Genomic DNA, 26,516 nt, shown 5'->3' with positions numbered 1-26,516 from the left:
GGCCGCGCCCTCACTGAACGACCTTGACCAGGTCGGCTTCGTTCAGGAAGCCCGCGCCCTGCACCGCCACCGCCTCGTCCGCCTTGAGGCCTTCGAGCACCTCGACGCGCTCTTGCACCCGCCGCCCGGTCTGCACCTTGCGCTGGTTGGCCTTGCTCTGCGCGTCGATCACGAACACGTAGTTGCTGCCGTCGCGCACCACGATGGCCTGGCTGGGCACGGTGAGCGCCTCGCTCTGCCCGAGGTCGAAGCTGCCCTTGGCGAAGGTGCCGGCCTTGAGTTCGGCGTGGCGCGGCAGGTCCACGAAGACCAGGATGTTGCGCGTCTGCGGGTCGGCGCTGGGCGCGATGGCGCGCACCTGGCCGTTGATCTCCAGGCCGGTGGCCCCCGTGACCTGCACCTTCTGGCCGACGCGGATGCGGCCCACCTCGTTGGGCGTGACCTCGCCGCGCCATTCCATGCGGCTCTGGCGCACCATGCGGAACAGCTCCTGCCCGGCGCCCACCACCGCGCCCACGGTGGCGGTGCGCGCGGAGATCACGCCGTCGTCGGGCGCGAGCACGCGCGTATTGCCCAGGCGCACCTCGGTCGCGCCGAAGGCGGCCTTGGCGGCCTCGAACTGCGCGCGGGCCACCCGTTCCTGCGTGAGGTACTGCGCCACCTGCGATTTCGACAGCGCGCCGGTGTCCTGGATCGAGCGCGCGCGGTCGGCGTCGGCCTTGGCGTTCTCGAAGCTGGCCTCGGCCTGCGCCAGGCTGGCCTGGCTCTGCAGGCTGTCGGCCTTGGTGGTTTCGTTGGCGAACACGGCCAGCACCTGGCCCTTGCGCACCACGTCGCCCACGTTCACGTTCACTGAGGCCAGGCGCAGGCCGTTGACCTCGGCACCCACGCTGGCCTCCTGCCAGGCGGTGATGTTGCCGTTGGCCTGCAGGCGGATCGGCAGGTCGCCGCGCGTGGGCTTGGCCACGGTGACGGTGAGCGAGGGCCTTGGCGCGGCTTCGGCGGCGGGCGTGGGCGCGTCGGCGTTGCCCGGCTTCTTGATGAAGACCCAGAACACGCCCAGAAGGACGACGGCCAGGGCGATGGCCAGCCAGAGCCAGCGTTTGCGCGATTGCGGAGGAACGGCGTTCATGATGGGTCTTTGAGGGCGTCGGGGTTGTTCACGGGGTCGAAGCCGCCACCGAGGGCGACGTACAACTGGATCCAGGCGTTGATGCGTTCCTGCTGCAGGGCCACGGCGCTGCTGTCGGCCGCGAGCTTGAGGCGGCGCGCCTCTTCCAGCTCGTTCAGGCTGGCCAGGCCCACGCGGTAGCGCGCCTCGGTGGCCTGGAAGGATTGGCCGTAGCCGGCCACGGCGGTGTCGGTGGAGGCCACGCGCTCGCGCAGGCTGGAGATGCTCACCAGCGCCTGCTCCACCTCGGCCACGGCCTGGCGCAAGGTGCCGGCGTAGGCGATGGCGGCGGCTTCGTAGCGCGCCTGGGCGCTGTCGGTGTTGGCGCGCAGGGCATCGCGCCCGAGCAGCGGCATGCTCAGCGTGAGCGGGCCGACCGACCAGGTGTTGAAGGTGCCCTCGGCGCCGCCGCCCGAAAAGCGGTTGCGCAGCAGGCTGCCCGAGAGCGACAGGCTGGGCAGCAAGGCGGCGCGGGCCACGCCCACCTCTTCGCTCGCCGCCACGAGGTCGCGCTGGGCGCGGTACACGTCGGGGCGCTGGCGGATCACCTCGGCCGGCACGGCGTTCACCGAGAGCAACTGGTCCATGCGCGGGGATTGCAACAGCGCCTGCAGGTCGGGCGCGGCGGTCAGCCGCTGCCGCACGTCGGGCTCGGGCACGCCGGTGAGCGCGGTGAGCGACTTCACCTGGCGCTCACAGACTTCGTCCTGTTGCCGGAAGCGCGCGGCGCCCTCGGCACCGCTGGCGCGCGCCAGCGCGGCCACGGCCGGCGCCGTGAGGCCGGCGCGTTCGGAGACCGCGTTGTTCTCGGCTGTCACGGCGCGCGAGTCGCGGTCGCGCGCGGCCACCGCCAGTTGCTCGCGGCACAGGCGCTGGGCGAAGTACAGCTGCGCGAGTTCCGAGGCCACCAGCACGCGGGCCTGGTGCCAGCCGGCGCCGGCCGCTTCCTGTTGCGCCTCGGCGCTGCCGCGGCGGGCCTCGTTGCCGCCCCACAGGTCGATCGCCCATGAGGCCTGCAGGCCGGCACTCAGCGAGGTGCCCAGCGGCTGGGTCGGGTCGGTGCGGCCGCGGCTGGCGTTGGCCACCGCGTTGAGCTGCGGGCCGGTCTCGGCCTCCACACCCAGGCGTGCCGCGCGGGCGGCAAACACCTGTGCGCGCGCCGATGCGGCGGAAGGGCTTTGGGCCTGTGCGCGCGCCACCCAGTCGGTCAGCACCGGGTCATCGAACCGGCTCCACCAGGCGGTGAGCTGTTCGGTGCTGCCCTGGTGTGCCAGCGGCGGTGCGTACCAGGTGGATGGCAAGTCCACCGGCACAGTCGCGGGCGGCTTGGTCACGCTGCAGGCGCTCAGTACGGCCGCGCTGGCCGCCACGACAAGCATTCGCTTCATGGAAAGGGAGTCCCTGTTCGGTTGTTATGCCGGGGACTGACTCTAGTCGATTTCGCTGACTGGATATTTCAATACGTTTCAACTGCGGCGCGGTTTGTAACAGCCGTTTGGAGGCGGTTTTTCAGTCGTCTTCGGCGGCCGCCAGACCGGGGAACAGCACCTCGGTGAAGCCGAAGCGGCGGAAGTCGCGCACCCGCATCGGGTACAGCGTGCCCCAGAGGTGGTCGCATTCGTGCTGCACCACGCGGGCGTGAAAGCCTTCGGCTTCGCGGTCGATCGAACGGCCCTGCACGTCAACGCCCTGGTAGCGGATGCGCCGCCAGCGCGGCACCACGCCACGCATGCCCGGCACCGACAGGCAACCTTCCCAGTCTTCCTCCTCTTCGTCCCCCAGCGGCGTGATCACGGGGTTGATCAGCACCGTGCGCGGCACCGGCGGCGCATCGGGGTAGCGGGGGTTGGGCAGGCCGCTGCCGAACAGCACCACCTGCAGATCAACCCCGATCTGCGGCGCGGCCAGGCCGGCGCCGTGGGCCGCGGCCATGGTGTCCTGCAAGTCGACCACGAGCTGGTGCAGCTCGGGGGTGTCGAACGAGGTGACGGGCTGGGCGTGCCGCAGCAGGCGCGGATCCCCCATTTTGAGGATGGTCTGGATGCTCATGTCGCTTCGATGTGGAATTGGAAGTGGAAATGGGTGGTGCCGCTGCCGTGTCAAAAGTCGCGGGACATTGGGATTTCTGCCGGCAGCTCACATTTGACCAATTGGAAAATCATTCCATGGAAATTGAAATGAAAGACAGATTGCCCTGATGAATAAAGTTTGCATTTCCCGTTGCAATACAGCTTTCCCTTCGTCAAAGGGCCCAATATCGCCCGGACGCAGCGAGATTGAGCCGCTCTTTCTGAGCAAGAAAACCCTGCTGCGAATTGCAACAACAGTCTCTAGACTGGTCGCGGGAGTCAGCCATTTCGTGCCGGAGGTCCGCACCGGAAATTAATTCCGAGGCGAGGTGAAACAAATTAATGTTATTCCCCGACCCGTCGATGAATTGCTGGCAACCGCCCCCGGAATTGGCCGAGGGTGTCTGCACTTGCTTTATTTTTTACCAGGAGGATATCCATGAAAAGGATTATCGATCGTTCCCACGGCCCGGCTCGGGCCGGCTTGACCGTGCTCGCTGCGGCCCTGCTGGTCCTTGGCGGGTGCTCTGGCACGGGTTCACTCAACACCGCCGGCGACGGCGCGGCCGTTTCCTCGGGCGGAGGCTCGGGTGGTGGTGGTGGTGGCGGCAATGGCGGTGGGGGAAGCGGTGGTGGCCTCAGCGGCTCCCCGCTGGCCGCGGTCGTGCGCGAGCAAGGCAACACGGTCACCGACCTGGGCCAGGCCGTCTCCGGCCTGAGCGGCACGGTGTCCAACGTGGTCAAACCCCTGGTGGGCGGTGCCTCGGCGCAAGGCGTGGATGGCGTGGTCGGCCACACCGGCGGCGTGGTCAGCGCCCTGGGCTCGGCGGTGGCCAACGGCGTCGGCCAGATCGGCAAGGTCGACAACCCCCTGGGCGTCACCGCGGCCGGCCTGGGCGGCGCGGTGGATCAGGCGGGCAACGCGGTGTCCAGCGCGGGTGACGTCGTCACCGGCCTGGGCCAGAACCCGGCCACTTCGGCCCTGCGTCCGGTGACCAACGTCGCGGGCCAGGCCGTGGATCAGGCCGGCCAGGTGGTCAGCCGCGTGGGTCAGGGTCTGGAAACGCAGTTGGGCACGGGCCCGGCCAACCAGTTGCTGGGCGGCACCAGCAAGGTGGTGGAGACGGTGGTGAACACCGGCGTGGGCGCCACGCAGACCGTGGGCAAGGCCACGGGCCTGGGTCCCGTGGTGGACCGCGTCATCGACCCCGTTTCAGCGGCCGTGGGCCAGGCGGGCGGGCAGCTCGCGGGCAGCAACACGCCGCTCACCCGGGAAGTGGGCGAGGTCCTCGGCAACACCTCGCGCACGCTCGGCCACACGGGTGACCTGGTGAGCGGGCCCGCCAACGGCGGCGCCGTCAGCCCGGTCGAACAGGTGGGCCGCGCGATCAACACCGCGATCGTGCCCATCACCACCGGTGTGACGCAAGTGGCGACCCGGGTGGACGATGCCACCGGCGTCGGCACACCCGTCGGCAACCTGCTGGTGACCACCGGCGGCGCGGTGCAACAGCTGGGCATGGGTGTGCAGGGCAACGGCAGCCAGCCCGTGGTCAACAGCCTGGGTGAGGTGGTCAACCAGACTGGCGGCCTGGTCGCCAACATCGGCGGCGCCGTGGGCGGCACCACGGGGGGTGGCGGCGGCGCGGGGGGCGTGCTGGCACCCGTCGTCGGTGCCGTGAGCGGCCTGACCGGCGGCGCCGTTGGTGGCGGCAGCACGGGCGGTGCGGTCAACGTGCTCGCGCCCGTGGTCAACACCGTCGGCGCGTTGACCGGAGGCATCACCGCCACCGTGGGTGGCGGCGCCGCTGCCGGCGGTGGAACCTCCACCCCACTGACGACCACCCTGACCAACACCCTCGGTGGCATCACCGGTGGCCTGACCGGCGCGCTGCGCCGCTGACGCACGGAGGGCGGGAGCACATGCCAAGCCAGTTCACGCGACCACTGCTGCTGGCGGGGGCCGCCTGGTGGGTGGCCACGGGTGCGGGGGCGCAAGCCCTCGCCCCGGTCGGCAGCCCGCTGGACACCCTGCCCCGCGCTGCCCACGCAGCCGGGCGCGGATGTGCGGGTGGACGTGGATGTGCAGGCCCCCGCCCCATCAGGCGCCGAGGTGTTGAACGCGCGGCTCACACCGCGCAAGTTCGACATCGAGGGCGTGCAGTCGATTCCCTTCGAGGCGGTGGCCGCGCTGTTCGCGCCGTTGGCCGGGCAGTCGGTCACGGTGGGCGACATCGTGGCGCGCGCCCAGCAGGCGACCGCGCTGTACCAGCAGCGCGGCTACGCGCTCTCGTTCTTCTTCGTGCCCAAGCAGGACTTCCAGCACGGTGTGGTGCGCGTGGTGGCCGTGGAAGGCCATGTGCAGACGGTGCGCATCGAAGGCCACCCCGGCAAGGCCGAGGCCCGGTTGCGCGAGATCGCCGAGCACATCCGCCAGGAGAAGCCGCTGCGCACGACCACTTTCGAACACTTCACCGCCCTGCTCGGCCGTCTGCCGGGCATGGGCATCCAGGCGCAGGTGCAACTGCCCACGAGCACCGACGGGGCCAGCACACTGGTCATCCAGGCGAACCAGAAGCCCTATGACATCGCCGTGGGCCTGGAGACGCGCAAGCCGAATCCGCGCGCCGTGGTCACCGGCGTGCTGAACGATCCCCTCGTGGCCGGCAGCCAGCTCGGCGTCTCCACCCTGTTGTCCACGGCGGACAACGACCGGTACAACGCCCTGCACTACGAGCAAGTCCTCGACAGCCGAGGAGGGTCGGTCAGAGGGTCGCTTTCGCATTACCGAGGCGATCCCGACGAGCAACTCGGGGTGAGCAACCCGCTGCAGCGAAGAACCGAGGTCGAGCGGGCCGAACTCACGGCCAGCCTGCCGTTGAAACTGTCACGGGAAACCAGCTGGGTGGCCAGCACCGGGCTGTACGGCGTGAACACGCGCGACAGCCTCGCCAACCCCGCCAACGGCGCGCAATTGACCGACGACACCCAGGTGCGCGCCGTGTTCGGCCAGTTGAGCTACACCGCGCAGAAGCCCAACGACAGCGTGCAGCTCAACCTGCGGCTGACCCATGGCCTCTCGGGCCTCGGTGCCGAGGCGGGCATCACCAGCAACGTGCCCGGGCTCTCAGGCCCCAGCGCGGTGAAGCTGGACTTCGCGCGCCTGCAGGCCGAGGCCAGCCACCAGCACCGCTTCGCCAACCGCTTCGGCACCGCGGTGTCCTTCGCCATGCAATACAGCCCGCACAACCTGCCCAGCAGCGAGAAGCTGTCTTTCGGCGGCAACCGTTTCGCGCGCGGCTACGGCGCCGGTGAAGCGGTGGGCGACTCGGGCTGGGGCCTGGGGCTGGAGCTCAACCGCGTGTTCGCCGTCGACGGCACCTGGGTGCGGCAGTGGCAGCCCTATGTGCTGCTGGAGGCTGCCCGCGTGCATGCGCGCCTCGCCACGCCGATGCCCGCGCGCCTGCGTTCGGTGAGCCTGGGCTTGCGGCTGACCAACCACAAACACTACAACCTCGATCTGGCCATGTCGAAGCCGACCGGGGACCTGCCGCTGGAAAACACGCAGCGCCACTGGCGCGCGAACCTCACGCTGAGCTACCGGCTGGGCGAGTGAAGCGTCAGGCCTCGGTGCCCAGCATCGCCAGCATGGCCGCTTCGTCGATCACCGCCACGCCCAGCGTCTGCGCTTTCTCCAGCTTGCTGCCGGCTTCGGTGCCGGCCACCACGTAGTCGGTCTTCTTGCTCACCGAGCCGGCCACCTTGGCGCCGGCGGCTTCGAGCAGGTCCTTGGCCTGGTCTCGGCTGAGCGTGGGGAAGGTGCCGGTGAGCACGAAGGTCTTGCCGGCCAGGGGTTGCGGCGCGCGCGCGGCGGGCTCGCCCTCTTCCCAGCTCAGGCCGCAGGCGCGCAGCTGCTCCACCACTTCGCGGTTGTGCGGCTGTTCGAAGAAGGTGTGGATGCTCTGCGCCACCACCGGGCCCACGTCGTTGACCTCCGAGAGGGCCTCGACGCTGGCGTCCATGATGCGGTCGAGCTGGCCGAAGTGGCGCGCCAGTTCCTTGGCCGTGGCCTCGCCCACGTGGCGGATGCCCAGGCCGAAGAGGAAACGCGGCAGCGTGGTGCGCTTGGATTTCTCGAGCGCGGCCACGATGTTGTTGGCCGACTTCTCGGCCATGCGGTCCAGCCCGGCCAGGGCGGTGAAACCGAGTTTGTAGAGATCGGGCAGCGTCTTGATCAGGCCACTGTCGACCAGTTGCTCCACCAGCTTGTCGCCCAGGCCCTCGATCTCGACGGCCCGGCGGTGCGCGAAGTGCAGGATGGCCTCTTTGCGCTGCGCGGCACAGAACAGGCCCCCGGTGCAGCGGTGGTCGGCCTCGCCCTCCTCCCGCACCGCATCGCTGCCGCACACCGGGCATTGGGCGGGCATGGTGAACGGCGGCGGATCGCCGACGCGCTTGTCGGTCAGCACCGAGACGACCTCGGGTATCACATCGCCCGCGCGGCGCACGATCACCGTGTCGCCCACGCGCACGTCCTTGCGGCGCGCCTCCATCTCGTTGTGCAGGGTGGCGTTCGTCACCGTGACACCGCCCACGAACACGGGTGCCAGCTTGGCCACCGGCGTGAGCTTGCCGGTGCGGCCGACCTGCACGTCGATGGCCTGGACGGTGGTCAATTGTTCTTGCGCCGGGTACTTGTGCGCCACGGCCCAGCGAGGCTCGCGCGTGACAAAGCCCATCTGCTTCTGCTGCGCCAGGGAATCGACCTTGTAGACCACCCCGTCGATGTCGAACGGCAGCGTGTCGCGCAGTTCGCCGATGCGGCGGTGAAAGGCCACGAGCTCATCGGCACCGCGGCAGCGCGTGGTCTGCTCGGCGACCGGGAACCCCCAGGCCTTCAGGCGCATGAGCCAGTCGTACTGCGTCGCAGGCGGCTCGGCATCGCCCAGCACCTCGCCCCAGGAGTAGGCGAAGAAGCTCAGGGGACGGTCGCGCGTGATCTTCGAGTCGAGTTGCCGCACGGCCCCGGCGGCGGCGTTGCGCGGATTGACGAAGGTCTTCTCGCCCTTCGCGCCACTGGCGATCTTCTCGCGCTGGCGTTCGTTGAGCTGCTCGAACTGGTCGCGGCGCATGTACACCTCGCCACGCACCTCGAGCACCTCCGGCACGCCCTCGGGCAGGCGCAGCGGGATCTGCCCGATGGTGCGCACGTTGTGGGTCACGTCCTCGCCGGTCTCGCCGTCACCGCGCGTGGCGGCCCGCACCAGCACGCCCTGCTCGTAACGCAGGCTCATGGCCAGCCCGTCGAACTTCAGCTCGGCCAGGTAGTCGACGGGGGGATCGGTTTCGCTCAGCTTGAGCTCGCGCCGCACGCGCGCGTCGAAGGCCACCGCGCCCGTGGCTTCGGTGTCGGTCTCGGTGCGGATGCTGAGCATCGGCACCGCGTGGCGCACGGGCACCAGTTCCTTCAGGATCGCCCCGCCCACGCGCTGGGTCGGCGAGTCGGGCGTAAGCAGCTCGGGGTGCGCGGCCTCGATGGCCTGCAGCTCGCGAAACAGCCTGTCGTACTCGGCGTCGGGGATCTCCGGTTCGTCGAGCGTGTAGTAGCGGTGGGCGTGGTGGTGCAGTTGCGCGCGCAATTCGGCGGCGCGCGCGGCCGGCGACGGCGGCTCGGCAAACAGGTCAGCGGTCATTTAGGAGAAGAGTCGGCGCGCCTGCGGGGAACCGGCGGACAGGTCGCGGCTGTCGAGCGCGTCGTACAGGCTTTCGAGGTCGGCACCGATGCGGTCCATGGTGTCGGTGGACAGCGGCTGGCCGCCGTCGTCGGTGACGACGCCTTCCATGGCCTCGGCCAGCGCCGTGGCGGCCTGGCGCATGCGCACAAAGGGTTGTTCGCTGCGCGGCACGTGGGTGACTTCGAGCGAGAGCGCGATCTCGCGCAGGGCGGTCTGTTCGGGGTCTTCGGCCATGGCGGCCTGCGGGTCGAACATGAGGCTGAGGATCGGTGCCTGGCCGCTCTGGCTGCCCGAGAGCACCATGCGCCCGGGCAAGGCCCCCGCGACGAAGCCGAGCTTGGACGCGTGCTGCGCGACGTAGCCCGGGCTCCAGGCGGTGCGGCGCGCGCGCAGCGTGAAGCCCAGCTGGGCATCGTGTCCACTGGCGAAGGCGTCCAGCTCGCGGGCCCGGGCCACTTCGGCGCGCATGTCGGGGAAATCGGGCGAGGCACCGACCGCGTCGGCGAAGGCCTGGGCCTTCACCACGAATTCGGAGAACTCGATGTCGTTGAGCGGCCCCGAGCGGTTGGCCAGCTGCACGCCAGCCTGCAGCGCGCGGTAGCGCTGGCCCAGGCGCGGGCTTTCCCATTCGCCGGTGGTCTCGCTCTGGCCTTCCACGGCAAACGGTTTGCTGCCCACGCGCCGCGTGCCCGGCAGCGCGGCGAGCAAGGCGTCGCCCGAGACCTCGTGTTCCAGCAGCAGCGGTGCGATCACGTCGATCAGCGCGTCCAGGCCCGGCCGCTTTTCGGGCGGCTGGGTCATCAGGGGGTTGAGGCTCACCGCCGCGGCCGCTTGCGCGATCGCCGCCGGATCGGGTGGCGCGGGGGCACCCGGCATGTCGCCGAGCACCGGGTCGATGCGCTGGATCTCGTGCTCGGAGAGGTCCGCCGGCGTGTAAGGCAGGGTCTCGTCGCCGGCCGCTTCGTCGCGCGGCGCCTCGCTGCGTTCGCGGGCCGTGCGCGGCGCGCTGCGGCTGGTCGTCCAGGCGTTGTAGGCCACCAGGCCCGCCAGTACGAGACCGCCCATGATGGCCAGACCGATTTGCAATGTGCTCATGGTGTGGAGTGTGATCAGGTGGGTTCGAGCATGCCGGCGGCCGATTCCATGTCCACCGCCACGATGCGGGAGACGCCCTGCTCCTGCATGGTCACGCCGATCAACTGCTCGGCCATTTCCATGGCGATCTTGTTGTGGCTGATGAACAGGAACTGGGTTTCCTTGGCCATGGCGGTCACCAGTTTCGCATAGCGTTCGGTGTTGGCGTCGTCCAGCGGCGCGTCCACCTCGTCCAGCAGACAGAACGGCGCGGGGTTGAGCTGGAAGATGGCGAACACCAGCGCGATGGCGGTCAGCGCCTTCTCGCCGCCCGAGAGCAGGTGGATGGTCTGGTTCTTCTTGCCGGGCGGCTGCGCCATCACCTGCACGCCGGCATCGAGGATCTCCTCACCGGTCATCACCAGCCTGGCGTTGCCGCCCCCGAACAGCTCGGGGAACATGCGGCCGAAGTGGCCGTTGACGGTCTCGAAGGTGCTGCCCAGCAGTTCGCGGGTTTCGTTGTCGATCTTCTTGATCGCGTCTTCCAGCGTGTTCATGGCCTCGACGAGGTCGGCCGATTGCGCGTCGAGGAAGGTCTTGCGCTCGCGCGCCGCGGTGAGTTCATCGAGCGCGGCGAGGTTGACCGCACCGAGCGACTGGATCTCGCGGTGCAGGCGGTCGATCTCGCCCTGCAGGCCGGCAAGCCGCACATTGCCTTCGGTGATGCTCTGCGCCACCGCCGCCAGATCGGCCTGGGCCTCTTCGAGCAACTGGCTGTACTGCTCCACGCCCAGGCGGGCGGCCTGCTCCTTGAGCTGGAAATCGGTGATGCGGTTGCGCAGCGGTTCGAGTTCGCGTTCCAGCTGCAGGCGGCGCTCGTCGCTGGCGCGCAGCTTGGCGGTGAGTTCGTCGTACTGGCTGCGCAGCGTGCCCAGGGCCTGCTCGCGCTCCAGCTTCATGGCCAGGGCGTTCTGCAGACCGGCCTGGGCCGCCGCGTCGTTCAGCCGGGCGAGCTCGTCGCTGGCGCGCTGCTGCTCGTCCGCCAGCGATTTTTCCTGGGTGGCCGCGGTTTCCATGGCGCGCTGCAGCTCGCTCTGGCGCGCCTGCAGGCTGCGCAGCGCGAAGACGGCTTCCTGCGCGGTGCGCTCCAGCGAGCGCTGCTGCTCGCGCGCCTGGTTCAGCGCGCGCTCGGCTTCGATCACCTTGTCGTCGAACTGTGCGTGGCGCTCCTGGCTGTCGGCCAGCTGCATGTCCAGCTCTTCGAAGCGGGCCTCGGCCGTCACGCGGCGCTCCTGCAGCTCTTCGAGCTGGGCGTCCACTTCGGCCAGGTCGGCGCCGATCTGCTCGCTGCGCGCGCGGGTCTGTTCGGCCAGCTGTGTCAGGCGCAGGGCTTCCACCTGCAGCTCGTGCGCTCGGCCGCGCGACTCGGCGGCATCGCGGCGCGCGCTCACCAGGCGCTGCGAAGCGTCGGTGTAGGCCGCCTCGGCGCGGATCAGGGATGAGCGCGCCTGCTCGGCGATCAGCACCTGGGCCTTGAGCTGCTTGTCGATGTTCTCGATTTCCTGCGCCCGCGCCAGCAGGCCGGCCTGCTCGCTGTCGGGCGCGTAGAAGCTCACGCTGTGCGCCGTGACGGCGTGGCCGCTGGCGACGAAGATCACCTCGCCGGCCTGCAGCTGCGCGCGCTGGGCCAGCGCCTCTTCCAGGCTGGACGCCGTCAGGCAGCCGTGCAGCCACTCGGCCAACAGCGCCTGTTGGCCGGCGTCGTTCAGGCGCAGCCATTGCACCAGGGGTTTGAGGCCGGTGGCGCTGCTGCTCGCGGCCGCACCGGGCGGTGGGCTGTAGAAGGCCAGCTTGGCCGGTGGCGCGTCGTTGCCGAAGGCGCGCACCATGTCCAGGCGAGACACCTCCAGCGCACTCAGGCGTTCGCGCAGCGCGGCTTCCAGGGCGTTTTCCCAGCCGGTTTCGATGTGGATGCGGCTCCACAAACCCTGCAGGCTGTCCAGGCCGTGCTTGGCCAGCCAGGGCTTCAACTTGCCGTCGGTCTTGACCTTGTCCTGCAGCGCCTTGAGCGCCTCCATGCGGGCCGACAGGTCGGCCTGCTTCGCGGACTCCTGGTTCACCGCCTGCTGCGCGGCGCGGCGCGCCTCGTCGAGCTGGGGCACGCTGTCCTGCAGCTCGTGCAGCACGGCGTCGTTGAGTTCGGCGGCCTCCTGCGCGCTGGCCAGCTGGGTCTGGGCGCTGAGCAGGCGCGCCTCGTCGGGCGCGGCCAGGGCATTGCGGTCGGCCACCAGGCGCTCGCGGCGCTGGTTGAGCGTGCGGCTCTGTTCTTCGACGTTGCGCTGCTCGGCGGCCAGCACCTGGATCTGCTGCTGCACCTGCGTGACGCTGGCGCGCTGCTCGTTGGCCCGGGTCTGGGCCTGGCGCAGGTGGTCTTCCAGCGCGGGCAAGGCGCCCGACTGCTCCTCGCCCTGCGCGGCCAGCACGACCGACTGGTCCTCGGCCTGCACCATGGACTCGGCGAGCTGCTCCAGCTCCACCGCCGCGTCCTGGCTGCGCGTGGCCCAGGAGCCCATCTGTTCTTTCAGCTGCACCAGGCGCTGTTCGACGCGCTGGCGGCCCTCGACCACGAAGCGGATCTCGGCCTCGAGCTTGCCGACCTCGGCACTGGCCTCGTACAGCTTGCCCTGGGCCTGGTTCACCTGGTCACCGGCCGCGTAATGGGCCTGGCGGATGGTTTCGAGCTCGGATTCGATGCGGCGCAGGTCGGCGGTCCGCGATTCGAGGTCGTTGACCGCCTGGGCGGCATCGGTCTTCACCTTGACCTGGTCCGACTCGGCCTCGCTGCGCTTGAGGAACCACAGCTGCTGCTGCTTGAGCGTGGCGCTGGCCTGCAGATGGTTGTAGCGCGCGGCCACCTCGGCCTGTTTCTCCAGCTTGTCGAGGTTGGCGTTGAGTTCGCGCAGGATGTCTTCCACCCGCGTGAGGTTTTCGCGCGTGTCGGCCAGGCGGTGCGCGGTCTCGCGGCGGCGTTCCTTGTACTTGGAGACACCGGCGGCTTCCTCCAGGAACAGGCGCAATTCTTCGGGCTTGCTCTCGATGATGCGGCTGATGGTGCCCTGGCCGATGATGGCGTAGGCGCGCGGGCCCAGGCCGGTGCCCAGGAACACGTCCTGCACGTCGCGGCGGCGCACCGGCTGGTTGTTGATGTAGTAGCTGCTGGTGCCGTCGCGCGTGAGCACGCGCTTGACCGCGATCTCGCCGAACTGGCCCCACTGGCCGCCCGCACGGTGGTCGCTGTTGTCGAACACCAGTTCGACGCTGGAACGGCTGGCGGGCTTGCGCGAGGTCGTGCCGTTGAAGATCACGTCCTGCATGGATTCGCCGCGCAGCTCGGAGGCCTTGGACTCGCCCAACACCCAGCGCACCGCGTCCATGATGTTGGACTTGCCGCAGCCGTTGGGCCCGACCACACCCACGAGCTGGCCCGGGAGCATGAAGTTGGTGGGTTCGGCGAAGGACTTGAAGCCGGAGAGCTTGATCGAGTTGAGACGCACGCTGGGAGGCCCCCTGGCATAGCCAAGTGTTTGATTTCAAAGGCATTTCCTCCATCGCAGGCGCGATGGAGGGGTGGCTGATGATACCGTGCATGCGCCCCGGGGTACGGTACGGTGCACCCTTTGCGCCAAGCCCGATAATCGTCGGCCATGAACCCCTTGCTCTCGCGCCTGCAGCCCTACCCCTTCGAGCGGCTGCGCAAGCTCTTTGCCGACATCACCCCCAACCCCGCCCTGCGCCCCATCAGCCTGGGCATCGGCGAGCCCAAGCACGCCGCGCCCGATTTCCTGAAACAGGCCCTGGCCGCCTCGCTCGATACCGGCTTGAGCAGCTACCCCGCCACGGCGGGCACTCCGGCGCTGCGCGAAGCCTGTGCTGCCTGGGTGCAGCGGCGCTACGGCGTGGCGCTGGACGCAGCCACCCAGGTGCTGCCCGTCAATGGCTCGCGCGAGGCGCTGTTCGCGTTCGCGCAGACCGTGATCGACCCGACGCGCCCGGGCGCCACCGTGGTGATGCCCAACCCGTTCTATCAAATCTACGAAGGCGCGGCCTTCCTGGGCGGTGCCGAGCCGCACTACGTGGCCTGCGACCCCGCGCGCAACTTCGCGGCCGACTGGGACAACGTGCCCGAGGCGGTCTGGGCGCGCACGCAACTGCTGTTCGTCTGCTCGCCCGGCAACCCCGCCGGCGCCGTGATGCCGCTGGACGAATGGCAGCGCCTGTTCGAGCTGAGCGACCGCCACGGCTTCGTGATCGCCTCCGACGAGTGCTACAGCGAGATCTACTTCCGCGACGACGCCCCGCTGGGCGGCCTGGAAGCCGCGCAACGCCTGGGCCGCACCGACTTCCGCCGCCTGATGATGTTCACCAGCCTGTCCAAGCGCAGCAACGTGCCGGGCCTGCGCAGCGGCTTCGTGGCGGGCGACGCCTCGCTGATAAAACCCTTCCTGCTCTACCGCACCTACCATGGTGGCGCCATGAGCCCGGTGGTGCAGGCGGCCAGCGTGGCGGCCTGGGGCGATGAAGACCATGTGGTGGACAACCGGCGCCAGTACCGCGAGAAATTCACCCAGGTCACGCCGCTGCTGGCCCAGGTGCTCGACGTGGCCCTGCCCGACGCTTCCTTTTACCTGTGGGCCGCCGTGCCGGCCTCGTTTGCCGACGCCGCGGCCGGCCTCAGCGCCGACGAGGCTTTCGCCCGCGAGCTGCTGGCTCAATACAATGTGACGGTGCTGCCCGGCAGCTACCTGGCCCGCGAGGTCGGCGGCGCGAACCCGGGCACCGGCCGCGTGCGCATGGCCCTGGTGGCCGAACCCGCCGAATGCCTGGAAGCCGCCGGGCGCATCCAGGCCTTCCTGTCGCGCCGCGCCTGACGCGGCGCCGTCCCGCTTTCTCTCCTTTTCTTCACCCTTGCTCCTCTGAGACCATGACCCAACAACTGCAAACCCTGATCGACAACGCCTGGGACAACCGTGCCGAACTCTCCCCCGCCTCCGCTCCCAAGGAAGTGGTGGACGCGGTGGAGCATGTGATCTCCGAGCTCAACAACGGCAAGCTGCGCGTGGCCACGCGCGAAGGCGTGGGCCAGTGGACGGTGCACCAGTGGATCAAGAAGGCCGTGCTGCTCTCCTTCCGCCTGAAGGACAACGAAGTCATGCGCGCCGGCGACCTCGGCTTCTTCGACAAGGTCAAGACCAAGTTCGCCCACCTGAGCGAAGCCGAGATGAAGGCCACCGGCGTGCGTGTGGTGCCGCCGGCCGTGGCCCGCCGCGGCAGCTACATCGCCAAGGGCGCGATCCTCATGCCCAGCTACGTGAACATCGGCGCCTACGTGGACGAGAACACCATGGTCGACACCTGGGCCACGGTGGGCTCCTGCGCGCAGATCGGCAAGAACGTGCACCTCTCGGGCGGCGTGGGCATCGGCGGCGTGCTGGAGCCGCTGCAGGCCGGCCCCACCATCATCGAAGACAACTGCTTCATCGGCGCCCGCTCCGAAGTCGTCGAAGGCGTGGTGATCGAGGAGAACTCGGTCATCTCCATGGGCGTGTACATCGGCCAGAGCACCCCGATCTACGACCGCGCCACGGGCGAGGTGAGCTACGGCCGCGTGCCGGCCGGCTCGGTCGTGATCAGCGGCAACCTGCCCAAGGACGGCGGCAAGTACAGCCTGTACGCGGCGATCATCGTCAAGCGCGTGGATGCGCAGACCCGCGCCAAGACCAGCCTGAACGACCTCCTGCGCGATTGATCATGACCACCCCCGCCGCGCTCCGCGCGACCCCCTTCGAGGGGGCAGCACCTGCCGCCCGGCAAAGCCGGTTCGGCGGTGCTCTTGGACCGGCGGCCTTTCGTTGAAGTGTCTTTCTCTTGTTTGATGGCATGAAAGGTTCGGTATGAGCAGCGGAACGATGGAGCGCATCCTGCGCCTGATGGCCGACAAGAAGGCCTCGGACGTGTACCTGACGGCGCACGCGCCGGCCATGATCAAGATCAACGGCCAGACCATCCCCGTCAACAGCCAGGTGCTGCCGCCGGAGGCGCCGCGCAACCTGCTGGCCGAGATCGTGCCGCCCACCCGCATGGAAGAGCTGCAGGAAACCGGCGAGCTCAACATGGCCGTGCCGCTGGAGAACCTGGGCAACTTCCGCGTCAGCGCGTTCCGCCAGCGCGGCCACGTCGCGGTGGTGATCCGCTTCGTGTCGAGCGAGATCCCCCCGCTGGACTCGCTCAACGTGGCGCCGGTGCTGGCCGATCTCATCATGGAAAAACGCGGGCTCATGCTCATGGTCGGCGCCACCGGCGCGGGCAAGAGCACCACGCTGGCGGCCATGATCGACCACCGCAACGAGCGCGCCACGGGTCACATCCTGACGATCGAAGACCCGATCGAGTACGTCTACCGCAACAAGAAGTCGGTGGTGAACCAGCGCGAGATCGGGCCCGACACCGCCTCGCTCCAGGTCGCCCTGAAGAACGCCTTGCGCCAGGCGCCGGACGTGATCCTGATCGGCGAAATCCGCGACCGCGAGACCATGTCGGCCGCCATTTCCTATGCGCAGTCAGGCCACCTGTGCCTGGCCACGCTGCACGCCAGCAACAGCTACCAGGCGCTCAACCGCATCCTGAGCTTCTACCCGGTCGAGGTGCGCCCCACGCTGCTGGGCGACCTGGCCGCCGCGCTGCGCGCCATCGTTTCGCAACGCCTGCTGCGCACCCACACCGGTGGGCGCGTGCCGGCGACGGAGGTGATGCTCAACACCTCGCTGATTGCCGACCTGATCCAGAAGGCCGACTTTTCGGGTGTGCGCGAAGCCATGGAGAAGTCGCTGGCCGAAGGCTCGCAAAGCTTCGAGCAGGACCTGGCCCGCCTGATCAACGATGGCCTGGTCGCGCGCAACGAGGGCCTGGCCCACGCCGATTCGCCCAACAACCTGCTCTGGCGCCTGCAGAACGACTTCAACGCCAGCAAGGCGAGCGAAGCCGCGCAGGCCAGCGAAGAGGACGGGGGCGACAGCGCCACCTTCACCGAGTTCACGCTCGACGTCAAATTCTGATCCGATGACCGATACCCTGCGCCTGACCGAAGCCCTGATCGCCTGCCCCTCCGTCACCCCCCGCGACGAAGGTTGCCAGGCGCTGATCGGCGCGCGGCTGGCGCGGCTGGGCTTCGCGTGCGAGACCATCGAGAGCGGCCCGGCCGACTTTCGTGTGACCAACCTCTGGGCCCGCCTGGGCCAGGGCCGGCGGCCCACCCTGGTGTTCGCCGGCCACACCGACGTGGTGCCCACCGGCCCGCTGACCGCCTGGGCCAGCGACCCCTTCGTGCCCAGCCACCGCGACGGCAAGCTGTTCGGCCGGGGCACGGCCGACATGAAGACCTCGCTGGCGGCCATGGTGGTGGCCTGCGAAGAGTTCGTGGCCGCGAACCCGGCGCCCGCCATCGACGTGGCCTTCCTGCTCACCAGCGACGAGGAAGGCCCGGCGCTGGACGGCACGGTGATCGTCTGCAATACCCTCCAACAGCGCGGCGAGCGGCTGGACTGGTGCATCGTGGGTGAGCCAACCTCGGTCGAGCGCACCGGCGACATGATCAAGAACGGGCGCCGCGGGACCATGAGCGGCAAGCTCACCGTCAAGGGCATCCAGGGCCACATCGCCTACCCCCACCTGGCGAAGAACCCGATCCACCTCGCCGCCCCCGCGCTGGCCGAACTCGCGGCCACCGTGTGGGACGGTGGCAATGAATTCTTCCCGCCCACCAGCTGGCAGATCAGCAACATCCATGGCGGCACCGGCGCGAGCAATGTGATCCCGGGCACGGTGGTGATCGATTTCAATTTCCGCTTCTCCACCGAGTCCACACCCGAGGGCCTGCAGCAGCGGGTCGGCGAACTGCTGCAGCGCCACGGCCTGCAGCCCGGCGCCGACTTCGACCTCGACTGGACGCTGGGAGGCCGGCCCTTCCTCACGCCACCGGGCACGCTGGTCGACGCGGTGCGCGCGGCCATCCACGACGAGGTCGGCGTGGCCACCACGCTGTCCACCACCGGCGGCACCAGCGATGGCCGCTTCATCGCGCAGGTCTGCCCGCAGGTGATCGAGCTGGGCCCGCCCAACGCCACCATCCACAAGATCGACGAGCACGTCGCCGTGGCCGACATCGAACCGCTCAAGAACATCTACCGCCGCACGCTGGAGCATCTCGACGCCCAGGCCCGTGCGCCTGCTTGAGCCCACCGTGAACCTGAACGAACTCCTCATCCAAGCCCGCCAGCGCCTGGAGGCCGCGCAGCTGGCCTATGGCCACGGCACGACCAACGCCCAGGACGAGGCCGCCTGGCTGGTGCTCTGGCAACTCGGCCTGTCGCTGGACAGCGACCTGGAAGCCCTGGCCAGGCGCCGCGTGACGGCCGAAGAACAATCCGCCGTGCTGGCCCTGATCCAGCGCCGCATCGACACGCGCGAGCCCGCGGCCTACCTCACCGGCGAGGCCTGGCTGCAGGGCGTGCCGTTCTACGTGGACCGACGGGCCATCGTGCCGCGCAGCTTCATCGCCGAACTGCTGGCCGAAGGATCGATCGACCCCTGGCTGGACGAACGGTCCCGCGATGTGCTCGACCTGTGCACCGGCAACGGCAGCCTGGCCGTGCTCGCCGCCATGGCCTACCCCGATGTGCGCGTCACCGGCGCCGACATTTCGCCCGATGCGCTGGCCGTGGCCCGCATCAACGTCGATCGGCATGGGCTGCAGCACCGCATCCGGCTGGTCGAGTCCGATGGACTGGCCGCCTGCCGCGGCCCCTGGGACCTGATCCTGTGCAACCCACCCTACGTGAGCGCGCAGAGCATGGCCACGCTGCCGCCCGAGTACCTGGCCGAGCCCGGTCTGGCGCTCGATGGCAACACGGCCGGCAGCCGCGACGGCATGGACTTCGTGCGCGCCCTGCTGCGCGACGCGGCCCGCTGCCTGAAGCCTGCCGGTGTGCTGGTGCTCGAAATCGGCAACGAACGCGAGCACTTCGAAGCAGCCTTCCCTCAGCTCGAAGCCATCTGGCTCGAAACCAGCGCAGGCGACGACCAGGTCCTGCTGCTCACCCTTGAATCCCTTTTGGCGCTGCCCATCTCGCAGGCGCCCGCTCCATGATCACTTTGAAGAATGTTGTCCTTCGCCGCGGGGCGAAGGTCTTGCTCGATGGCGCCTCCTGCACCATCAACCCGGGAGAAAAAGTCGGCCTGGTGGGCCGCAACGGCGCCGGCAAATCCAGCCTGTTCCGCCTGCTCGATGGCACCCTGCACGAAGACAAGGGGGACTTCTACGTGCCCCCGCAATGGCGCATGGCGCAGGTCGCGCAGGACATGCCCGAGACCGACATGTCCGCCACGCAGTTCGTCATCGAAGGCGACTCCACGCTGCTGAAAGCCCAGCAGGAAGTGACTGCCGCCGAAGACAGCGGTGACGGCGAGCGCATGGCCCACGCCTACATGGCCTTGCACGATGCCGGCGCGCACGACGCGCCCGCGCGCGCGCAGGCCCTGATCCTCGGCCTGGGTTTTCGCACCGACGAACTCGAGCGCCCGGTCGACAGCTTCTCCGGCGGCTGGCGCATGCGCCTGCAGCTCGCGCGCGCCCTCATGTGCCCCAGCGAGCTGCTGCTGCTCGACGAACCCACCAACCACCTGGACCTCGATGCCCTGGTCTGGCTCGAAGCCTGGCTCAAGCGCTACGACGGCACCCTGCTCGTGATCAGCCACGATCGCGAGTTCCTCGACGCCATCACCAACGTCACCGTGCACATCGAGCGCGCGCTGCTCAACCGCTATGGCGGCAACTACAGCCGCTTCGAGGACATGCGCGCCGAGCAGATGGCGCTGCAGGCCACGTCGTACGCGCGCCAGCAGGAGAAGATGGCCCACCTGCAGAAGTTCATCGACCGCTTCAAGGCCAAGGCCAGCAAGGCCAAGCAGGCGCAGAGCCGGGTCAAGGCGCTGGAGCGCATGGAGAAGATCGGGCCGGTGCTGGCCGAGGCCGACTTCAACTTCGAGTTCAGCGAACCGCAGAACCTGCCCAACCCCATGCTGGCCATGGAAGGCGTCACCTTCGGCTACCCACCTCGCGAGCCCGGCGGCGAGCCGGTGGCCATCGTGCGCGGCATCAGCCGCTCGGTGCTGGCCGGCCAGCGCATCGGCATCCTGGGCGCCAACGGCCAGGGCAAGTCCACGGTGGTCAAGACCATCGCCCGCGATCTGCAGGCGCTGGCGGGCCAGATCACCGAAGGCAAGGGCCTCAACATCGGCTACTTCGCCCAGCAGGAACTCGACGTGCTGCGCCCCGCCGACACCCCGCTGGAGCACATGATCCGCCTGGTGCGCGACTGCACCGCGCAAGGGCGCCTGAGCGGCCAGCCCACGCGCGAGCAGGACCTGCGCAGCTTCCTGGGCAACTTCAACTTCACGGGCGACCAGGTCAAGCAGAGCGTGGGCAGCATGAGCGGCGGCGAGAAGGCGCGGCTGGTGCTGTGCATGATCGTCTGGCAGCGCCCCAACCTGCTGCTGCTCGACGAGCCCACCAACCATCTGGACCTGGCCACACGCGAAGCCCTGTCCGTGGCGCTCAATGAGTTCGAAGGCACCGTCATGCTGGTCAGCCACGATCGCGCCCTGCTGCGCGCCGTGTGCGACGAGTTCTGGCTGGTCTCGCGCGGAGGCATTGAACCCTTCGATGGCGACCTCGACGACTACCAGCGCTACCTGCTCGACGTGGCCAAACAATCGCGCGAGGCGCAACGCCAGGAGCAGCGTGGGCATTCGCGCAGCCCCGCGCCGCCGCCCGCAGCCGCTCCGGTGGCTGCCCCCAAGGCGCCCGAGCCCGCTCGCACGCCGGAACAGAAGCGCCAGGACGCGCAGCGCCGCCAGCAGGTGGCCGAAAAGACCAAGCCCTTGAAGAAGGAGCTCGAACAGACCGAGAAGCGCATGGCGCAACTCGCCCAGGAGAAAACGCGCCTGGAAACCGCCATGAGCCAGCCCGCCAGCCCGGCCGACATCGCCGAATCGGGCCGCCGCCTCAAGGCCGTGAACGACGAGAACAACACGCTGGAGGCGCGCTGGCTGGAACTGCACGAGGCGATCGAGGCGGCGGCAGGCGCCTGAGCCGGGCGGGACAACCCTGTAGACCCTGGCGGGAGGCGCTGGAGTATCCTGTGCAGGCCGGTCAAGCGGACCGGCCTTTCTCACACAAACCAGGAGGGTCCCTCAACATGATGTCCATTCTCGGCACGCTTTTCATCGGTCTCATTGCCGGCTTCATTGCCCGCGCGCTCAAGCCCGGCGACGATGGCATGGGCTGGATCATGACCGCCATCCTCGGTGTGGCAGGCGCCTTCGTCGCCGGCTACCTGGGCTCCGCGCTCGGCTTCTACCAACAGGGCGAACCGGTAGGCTTCATCGCCTCCGTGATCGGTGCGATCCTGCTGCTGGTGATCTACGGCCTCTTCAAGAAAAAGTGAACCTCACCGGTCCATCGCGGCTGGCATGAAACCCCCACGTCTCCATCACCGGATCTGGCACGGTCGTCGGGTGTGGAGGCCGTGGCTGGGAGACTCAAAAGTGCGTTTGGGCCATGAAAACAAGCGCCTGAATCCAGAATAGGAGCACTTCATTCTCCTGTGACTGCTGTGCGCATGGCCTGCGATATGGTTCGCAGCCATTCGCCCCATGCCCCAGCGTCCAGTGCCCCTCCTCCTCGCCGCTCCCACCCCGTTTCCCCGTTCCATCCCCGTTTCCACTTTCGCCCGCGGCCTGCGACTGGCACTCGTGCTCGCCGGCAGCTGGGCTGTCTTGCAGGGCCCTGCCTGGGCCCAGCAGCCCCCTTCTCCCCCAGCTGAGAACACCGACGCCTGGCGCACCGTGCAACTGCCTTTGCGGCAGCTCAAGGGCAACCGCCTGACGCTTCGGGGCGCGCACAGCGAGCAACGCATCCACCTGGGCGTGCGGCTCGATGAAATGGTGGTGCGCGCCCGCCTGAACCTCGCAGTCACGCCCTCCCCGGCCCTGCTGCCCACCCTGTCCCACCTACAGGTGCGCCTCAACGACAAGCTGTTGTCCGTCGTTCCCATTCGCGCGGACCACTCGGGTGAGCGGATCGTGCGGACCATCGAGCTCGACCCGCGTCTGTTCGTGGACGACAACTGGCTCAGCCTGCGCCTGGTCGGGCACTACACCCTGGCGTGCGAAGACCCGCTGCACAACAGCCTGTGGGCCGAAGTGGATGTGGACGCGACGGGTTTCGAACTCGCGATCCGACCGCTCGCCCTGGAAGACGAGCTGGCCCTGTTTCCCGCGCCCTGGTTCGATCGCCGTGGCGCCGGCCGTGTCGAGGTGCCCATGGTCCTCGGGCCCCGGCCGGGCCGCGACCGCCTGAGCACCGCGTCCATCATGGCCTCGTGGCTGGGCTCGCTCGCGGGGGAGCGCGGCGCGGTCTTCCCGGTGCGGCGCGACCGCCTGCCCAATCGCCATGCCATCGTGCTGGTCAGCCCGCAACAACCAGGCCCCGAAGGCCTTGAACTGCCCGAGGCACTGGGCCCCACGGTGCGGTTGATGCGCCATCCGAAACTGCCCCACGTCAAACTGCTGGTGCTGCAAGGGCGCAACGAGCAGGAACTCCGCACGGCGGCCCTGGGCCTGATCCTCGGCCGCCAGGCCATGAGCGGGAGCACGGTCCTGGTTCACGAGCTGGCGCCGATCCCCGTCCGCCCGCCCTATGACGCGCCCAACTGGGTCGCCACGGACAAGCCCGTGCGCCTGGGGGAGCTGGTGCCGGAGCGCGCCGCGCTCCAGCTCCAGGGCGCCCATCCCGACGCCGTGCGGGTGCGCTGGCGCACGCCGCCGGATCTCTGGCAAGGCCCCGGCCGCAGCGCGCTGCTGAACCTGCGCTACCGCACCACCGTGCCCGCGCCAACGGACAACGCGCTCATGAGTCTGGCGCTCAACGACAGCTTCGTGCGCGCCTGGCGCCTGACTGCCGCTTCTTCCTCAGACTCCCTGGGCGGGCTGGGCCGATGGCTGGGCGACGCGGACGAGGCGTCGGGGTCGGTGCGCGTGAAGGCGTCCGCCCGCCGAGGCCCTGGATGCGCTGGCCGCCGGCCGCTCCCAGGGTTCGGGAGGTCTTGGCATGGGTCTGGTGCTCTGCCAACGCGTGATGCGAAGCCTGCAGGGCGACTTCCGGATCACCCTGGCGCCCAACGAAGACACCACGGCCATCTTGCGCTTCGGTGAGACGGCATCCGATCGCGCGGAGCCAAGAAAAAGGGGCTTAGCCCTGCGGCTAAGCCCCTAGATCTTGGTAGGACGTGGCAGGCTCGAACTGCCGACCAACGGATTAAAAGTCCGCTGCTCTACCAACTGAGCTAACGTCCCATCAAAAATGGTCTGGCTGCCGTGGGGCAACCGCTGAAAAACGGTGGTGGGGCGTGAGTGACTCGAACACTCGACCTACGGATTAAGAGTCCGCTGCTCTACCAACTGAGCTAACGCCCCCGAAGGGATTCTGCGTGAATGTCAGTGCCCTGCACTGGATTCGAGTCTTGTCGACTGCTGCGCCAAGCCTCAAATTATAGCGTGGTTGTTACGGGTCTTTGAAGATGCCGCGATTTTTTTGCGTCAGCGGCCAGCGTATTCATCACCCAGCCTGCGGCACACAGGCCAAATGTGGCGGTCACGCTCACGGCCGAACCATAGCCGTGGCAATTGAGCGAGCCATCGTTGTCGTCCAGCCCGCAGGATGCATCCGGCGGTGCCACCGCCTCCCGGCTGAACACGCAGGCCACCCCCATCCGGCCGGTGCGAGAGCCGCCATGTTGCTTGCGCAACCGGTAGCGCAGCTGGGCCAGCAAGGGGTCGTGTGTGGTGTCGGCCAGGTCGGCCACCTCCACGGCCTGGGCCAGGCGTTTGCCCCCCGCAGCGCCCACCGTCACGAAGGGCACACCCTGAGACACCGACCAATCCGCCAGCGTGGTCTTGGCGCGCACCTGGTCGCAGGCATCGACCAGCGCGGAAAGTTGCCCCGCGCCCTGAGGCAGCGCCTCCAGCAGGCCGGGCCAGTTGTCCGGTGTCACGAACTCGTCGATCACATCGACCACACAGTCGGGGTGGAAGAGCGCGATGCGTTCGCGCATGGCGTCGGCCTTGGCTTGCCCCAGCGTGGGCTCCAGCGCGTGGATCTGGCGGTTGATGTTGGACTCGGACACGTGGTCCAGGTCGATCAGCGTGAGCCGCCGGACGCCGCTGCGCGCCAGTGCTTCGACCGCCCAGGACCCCACCCCGCCGATGCCAACCACCGCCACATGGGCATCGAAGATGCGCTGCGCGCCTTCAACGCCATACAGGCGCCGAAGCCCGCCAAAGCGGCGTTCGAACACCTCGGGCGTGAGGGCGCTCACTCGCGGTCCAGCAGCCACATCTGGAAGCGGAAACCGCCGATGGCGCCGAGCACGATGCCGGTAACGGCGATCATGCTGAGGAAGCTCAGGGTGGACAGGCCGGACAGACCTTGCCCCACGGTACAGCCCAGGGCGGTCACGCCACCCACGCCCATGCAGGCCGCGCCCGCGATGTGCAATGCAGTGTCCTGCGTGCTGCGAAAGCCTTCCCAGCGGAAGCTGCCTTCGATCAAGGCACAGGCGAGCGAGCCCACGACCACGCCCGCGACGGTGACCACGCCAAAGGTGAGCAACTTGGACGTGTCGCTGAAGAAGATGATCCAGTCCAGCGTGTAGGCCATCGGCGCGGTGAAGGTGAGCGACTCCATGCGCCCCGAGTTGGAGGCCAGGTAGACCGCATCGAGCGTCTCGGGATGTTCGGCCACGAAGCCCAGGTGGCCGCTGACCCACCACATGGCCACGATCACCAGGCCAATGCCCAGGCCCCCCAGCACATTGTTGAAGCTGCGGAACTCGGTGCCGAACAGCGCCCACACCACCAGCGCGCCCCCCACCAGCACCGCCAGCAACAGGCCGGCGAGCGCGGGCTCCATGCCCAGCCCGCTGGACACCCACATGGGAATGGCGCCACCAGCGGGGATGTCGAAAGCCACCTTGTCCACCGTGTTGACGCGCAGCACGGCCAGCACCCCCCGCAGGGTCGCGAAGGCGGCAAAACCCATCACGAAGAAGACGACCAGGGACTTCAGGCTGCCGGCGCCAATGCGCACCAGCGTCTTGCTGCCGCAACCCGAGGCCAGCACCATGCCGAAACCGAACAGCGCGCCGCCCACCAGGGCCGAGAGCCAGATGATCCGGCCGGAGGTGTAGATGGATTTGCCCGCGTCGATCCAGCCCAGCCACGCCATGCCGTAGAAGCCGAGCGCGGCCACGCCGACGGCCATGCCCCACATGCGCATGCGGGTCCAATCGCCCATGTTGACGATGTCGCTGATCGCGCCCATGGTGCAGAAATGGGTGCGCTGGGCGATGAAGCCAAAGGCCACGGCCACAGCGAAGGCAGCCCAGAGAACCTGGGTCTGCAGTTTGAGAAAGTCGGCAATTTCCATGGCCGCCATTGTAGGAGGCTGCCAACGACCTCACCCGGCGAAGGCCACGGCACCGCGCTGGTGCCGTGTGCCCTGCGCCTCAGCGCAGGCGCGCGAGACGCTCGCGGCCAGCCGCGGCGGCTTCCGAGTTCGGATGCGCCTTCACCAGATCCTCGAGCGTCTTGCGCGAGCCCTTGGTGTCCTTGAGTTCGATCTGGCTGTTGGCCATGGCCAGCATGGCTTCGGGCGTGCGCATGTGGGTCGGGAACTCGGTCACCAGGCGGCGGTGGGTGTCCACCGCTTCCTTGTAGGCACGGCTCGCGTACTGCGCGTTGCCCAGCCAGTACAGCACCGAAGGCCGGTAGCCGCTGGCCGGATAGCGCACCAGGAAGGCGTTGTACGCACTCGCCGCCGGGCCGAACTCGGATTTGCGCAGCAGGTCCATGGCGGCATCGAAGTCGCGCTTTTCGTTGGGTGCGACCGTGAAGCTCTGGCCATCGTGATCGATGCGCAGCGGCTCCACCTTGCGCAAGCGCTCGTCCACGCCCGCCTGCACGTCCTTCTGCTGGCGCTGCAGCTCCGACACTTCGCGGGCCAGTTGCTCGTTCTGCCCGCGCATGCGGGCGAGCTCGGCGCGCAACTGCTCGATCTGGTTGGAGAGTTCGAGCAGGCTGCGGCGGGTGGCCGCGTTGCTTTCGCGAGCCTCGGTTTTGGCGGCTTCGTCGGCCTGCTGGTTGGCATCGACCTTCTGGCGCAATTCGATGATGGCCCGGCGGGCCTCATCGTCGCCAAACAGGGCGTGTGCCTGCAGCGGCCACAACGCGGCCGCCGCCAGGGAGCCCGCACCCAGCAGGCTGGAGGCAAAACGCAAGCGGGTCACCATGGGG

General features: G+C 68.8%; 19 protein-coding genes and 2 tRNA genes. 10 read left to right on the top strand and 11 right to left on the bottom strand.

Going from position 1 to position 26,516, the window contains the following annotated elements; genetic code table 11:
• Nucleotides 1–10: 10 nt before the first annotated feature.
• From ABSY19_RS27955 to def, 3 genes are all read right to left on the bottom strand, one after another.
• Complete coding sequence (locus tag ABSY19_RS27955) at nucleotides 11–1,132, bottom strand: efflux RND transporter periplasmic adaptor subunit (RefSeq protein WP_382157751.1); 1,122 nt, start codon at nucleotides 1,130–1,132, stop codon at nucleotides 11–13.
• A complete protein-coding gene (locus tag ABSY19_RS27950; RefSeq protein WP_382157749.1) occupies nucleotides 1,129–2,559 on the bottom strand; it encodes an efflux transporter outer membrane subunit in 1,431 nt (476 codons plus the stop codon). Before ABSY19_RS27950 ends, ABSY19_RS27955 begins: the two co-directional genes overlap by 4 nt.
• Before the next feature lie 121 nt (nucleotides 2,560–2,680).
• Nucleotides 2,681–3,220 carry a peptide deformylase gene (gene def, locus ABSY19_RS27945; RefSeq protein WP_382157747.1) on the bottom strand — a complete coding sequence of 180 codons (540 nt, stop codon included), beginning with the start codon at nucleotides 3,218–3,220 and terminating at the stop codon, nucleotides 2,681–2,683.
• A 459-nt stretch (nucleotides 3,221–3,679) separates the two neighbouring features.
• On the opposite strand from def, the gene ABSY19_RS27940 reads away from it, so the two are divergent.
• Together ABSY19_RS27940 and ABSY19_RS27935 are read left to right on the top strand one after the other, a co-directional pair.
• Nucleotides 3,680–5,143, top strand: a complete 1,464-nt coding sequence (locus ABSY19_RS27940) for a collagen-like triple helix repeat-containing protein (RefSeq protein WP_382157745.1) — start codon at nucleotides 3,680–3,682, stop codon at nucleotides 5,141–5,143.
• 213 nt (nucleotides 5,144–5,356) lie between these two features.
• On the top strand, nucleotides 5,357–6,856 hold the full coding sequence (locus ABSY19_RS27935; protein WP_382157743.1) for a ShlB/FhaC/HecB family hemolysin secretion/activation protein: 1,500 nt from the start codon (nucleotides 5,357–5,359) through the stop codon (nucleotides 6,854–6,856).
• 4 nt (nucleotides 6,857–6,860) lie between these two features.
• On the opposite strand, the gene ligA is transcribed toward ABSY19_RS27935, so the two are convergent.
• From ligA to smc, 3 genes are read right to left on the bottom strand one after another with little or no spacing between them, the layout of a single operon-like run.
• On the bottom strand, nucleotides 6,861–8,933 hold the full coding sequence (gene ligA / locus ABSY19_RS27930; protein WP_382157741.1) for an NAD-dependent DNA ligase LigA: 2,073 nt from the start codon (nucleotides 8,931–8,933) through the stop codon (nucleotides 6,861–6,863).
• Entirely contained in the window at nucleotides 8,934–10,070 is a 1,137-nt protein-coding gene (locus tag ABSY19_RS27925) for a cell division protein ZipA C-terminal FtsZ-binding domain-containing protein (protein WP_382157739.1), read from the bottom strand.
• A gap of 14 nt (nucleotides 10,071–10,084) precedes the next feature.
• Nucleotides 10,085–13,603, bottom strand: coding sequence for a chromosome segregation protein SMC (gene smc / locus ABSY19_RS27920; RefSeq protein WP_382157737.1), 3,519 nt, complete (start codon nucleotides 13,601–13,603; stop codon nucleotides 10,085–10,087).
• 150 nt (nucleotides 13,604–13,753) lie between these two features.
• Between smc and dapC the strand changes: the two genes are divergently transcribed.
• The 8 genes from dapC to ABSY19_RS27880 all read left to right on the top strand — a co-directional run bounded on the left by dapC (nucleotide 13,754) and on the right by ABSY19_RS27880 (nucleotide 23,378).
• Entirely contained in the window at nucleotides 13,754–14,977 is a 1,224-nt protein-coding gene (gene dapC, locus ABSY19_RS27915; RefSeq protein WP_382157735.1) for a succinyldiaminopimelate transaminase, read from the top strand.
• A 53-nt stretch (nucleotides 14,978–15,030) separates the two neighbouring features.
• Nucleotides 15,031–15,855 carry a 2,3,4,5-tetrahydropyridine-2,6-dicarboxylate N-succinyltransferase gene (gene dapD, locus ABSY19_RS27910; RefSeq protein ID WP_291121525.1) on the top strand — a complete coding sequence of 275 codons (825 nt, stop codon included), beginning with the start codon at nucleotides 15,031–15,033 and terminating at the stop codon, nucleotides 15,853–15,855.
• 145 nt (nucleotides 15,856–16,000) lie between these two features.
• On the top strand, nucleotides 16,001–17,161 hold the full coding sequence (locus ABSY19_RS27905) for a PilT/PilU family type 4a pilus ATPase (RefSeq protein WP_382157733.1): 1,161 nt from the start codon (nucleotides 16,001–16,003) through the stop codon (nucleotides 17,159–17,161).
• A gap of 4 nt (nucleotides 17,162–17,165) precedes the next feature.
• Nucleotides 17,166–18,338, top strand: a complete 1,173-nt coding sequence (dapE, locus tag ABSY19_RS27900) for a succinyl-diaminopimelate desuccinylase (protein WP_382157731.1) — start codon at nucleotides 17,166–17,168, stop codon at nucleotides 18,336–18,338.
• Nucleotides 18,339–18,345: 7 nt separating this feature from the next.
• Nucleotides 18,346–19,251, top strand: a complete 906-nt coding sequence (gene prmB / locus ABSY19_RS27895) for a 50S ribosomal protein L3 N(5)-glutamine methyltransferase (RefSeq protein ID WP_382157729.1) — start codon at nucleotides 18,346–18,348, stop codon at nucleotides 19,249–19,251.
• Complete coding sequence (locus ABSY19_RS27890) at nucleotides 19,248–21,254, top strand: ABC-F family ATP-binding cassette domain-containing protein (RefSeq protein ID WP_382157727.1); 2,007 nt, start codon at nucleotides 19,248–19,250, stop codon at nucleotides 21,252–21,254. Before prmB ends, ABSY19_RS27890 begins: the two co-directional genes overlap by 4 nt.
• A 107-nt stretch (nucleotides 21,255–21,361) precedes the next feature.
• Nucleotides 21,362–21,610: a GlsB/YeaQ/YmgE family stress response membrane protein gene (locus tag ABSY19_RS27885; protein WP_382157725.1), complete on the top strand. Its 249-nt coding sequence runs from the start codon at nucleotides 21,362–21,364 to the stop codon at nucleotides 21,608–21,610.
• 400 nt (nucleotides 21,611–22,010) lie between these two features.
• Nucleotides 22,011–23,378, top strand: a complete 1,368-nt coding sequence (locus ABSY19_RS27880; protein ID WP_382157723.1) for a cellulose biosynthesis cyclic di-GMP-binding regulatory protein BcsB — start codon at nucleotides 22,011–22,013, stop codon at nucleotides 23,376–23,378.
• A gap of 65 nt (nucleotides 23,379–23,443) precedes the next feature.
• On the opposite strand, the gene ABSY19_RS27875 is transcribed toward ABSY19_RS27880, so the two are convergent.
• The 5 genes from ABSY19_RS27875 to ybgF all read right to left on the bottom strand — a co-directional run bounded on the left by ABSY19_RS27875 (nucleotide 23,444) and on the right by ybgF (nucleotide 26,512).
• Nucleotides 23,444–23,519, bottom strand: a tRNA-Lys gene (locus ABSY19_RS27875).
• A 44-nt stretch (nucleotides 23,520–23,563) separates the two neighbouring features.
• Nucleotides 23,564–23,639: transfer RNA gene (locus tag ABSY19_RS27870), tRNA-Lys, on the bottom strand.
• 74 nt (nucleotides 23,640–23,713) lie between these two features.
• Nucleotides 23,714–24,541, bottom strand: coding sequence for a ThiF family adenylyltransferase (locus ABSY19_RS27865; protein WP_382157722.1), 828 nt, complete (start codon nucleotides 24,539–24,541; stop codon nucleotides 23,714–23,716).
• The gene (locus ABSY19_RS27860; protein WP_382157720.1) at nucleotides 24,538–25,650 is read right to left on the bottom strand and encodes a YeeE/YedE family protein; all 1,113 of its coding nucleotides are present in this window, start codon (nucleotides 25,648–25,650) and stop codon (nucleotides 24,538–24,540) included. Before ABSY19_RS27860 ends, ABSY19_RS27865 begins: the two co-directional genes overlap by 4 nt.
• 79 nt (nucleotides 25,651–25,729) lie before the next feature.
• Entirely contained in the window at nucleotides 25,730–26,512 is a 783-nt protein-coding gene (gene ybgF / locus ABSY19_RS27855) for a tol-pal system protein YbgF (protein ID WP_382157718.1), read from the bottom strand.
• Nucleotides 26,513–26,516 lie beyond the last annotated feature (4 nt).

Origin of the sequence: Hydrogenophaga sp. ANAO-22 (assembly GCF_042466645.1) — a bacterium.
GTDB lineage: Bacteria > Pseudomonadota > Gammaproteobacteria > Burkholderiales > Burkholderiaceae_C > Hydrogenophaga.
Note: the sequence above shows the minus strand (reverse complement) of the source record. Positions and strands in the feature narration are given on the sequence as shown.

Coding starts and splice junctions, on each gene's coding strand:
- ABSY19_RS27955 (WP_382157751.1), bottom strand. CDS start 1,132: ATGAACGCCGTTCCTCCGCAATCGCGCAAACGCTGGCTCTGGCTGGCC.
- dapE (WP_382157731.1), top strand. CDS start 17,166: ATGACCGATACCCTGCGCCTGACCGAAGCCCTGATCGCCTGCCCCTCC.
- dapC (WP_382157735.1), top strand. CDS start 13,754: ATGAACCCCTTGCTCTCGCGCCTGCAGCCCTACCCCTTCGAGCGGCTG.
- ABSY19_RS27890 (WP_382157727.1), top strand. CDS start 19,248: ATGATCACTTTGAAGAATGTTGTCCTTCGCCGCGGGGCGAAGGTCTTG.
- ligA (WP_382157741.1), bottom strand. CDS start 8,933: ATGACCGCTGACCTGTTTGCCGAGCCGCCGTCGCCGGCCGCGCGCGCC.
- ABSY19_RS27905 (WP_382157733.1), top strand. CDS start 16,001: ATGAGCAGCGGAACGATGGAGCGCATCCTGCGCCTGATGGCCGACAAG.
- ABSY19_RS27940 (WP_382157745.1), top strand. CDS start 3,680: ATGAAAAGGATTATCGATCGTTCCCACGGCCCGGCTCGGGCCGGCTTG.
- ABSY19_RS27860 (WP_382157720.1), bottom strand. CDS start 25,650: ATGGAAATTGCCGACTTTCTCAAACTGCAGACCCAGGTTCTCTGGGCT.
- dapD (WP_291121525.1), top strand. CDS start 15,031: ATGACCCAACAACTGCAAACCCTGATCGACAACGCCTGGGACAACCGT.
- ABSY19_RS27925 (WP_382157739.1), bottom strand. CDS start 10,070: ATGAGCACATTGCAAATCGGTCTGGCCATCATGGGCGGTCTCGTACTG.
- ABSY19_RS27885 (WP_382157725.1), top strand. CDS start 21,362: ATGATGTCCATTCTCGGCACGCTTTTCATCGGTCTCATTGCCGGCTTC.
- ABSY19_RS27950 (WP_382157749.1), bottom strand. CDS start 2,559: ATGAAGCGAATGCTTGTCGTGGCGGCCAGCGCGGCCGTACTGAGCGCC.
- def (WP_382157747.1), bottom strand. CDS start 3,220: ATGAGCATCCAGACCATCCTCAAAATGGGGGATCCGCGCCTGCTGCGG.
- ybgF (WP_382157718.1), bottom strand. CDS start 26,512: ATGGTGACCCGCTTGCGTTTTGCCTCCAGCCTGCTGGGTGCGGGCTCC.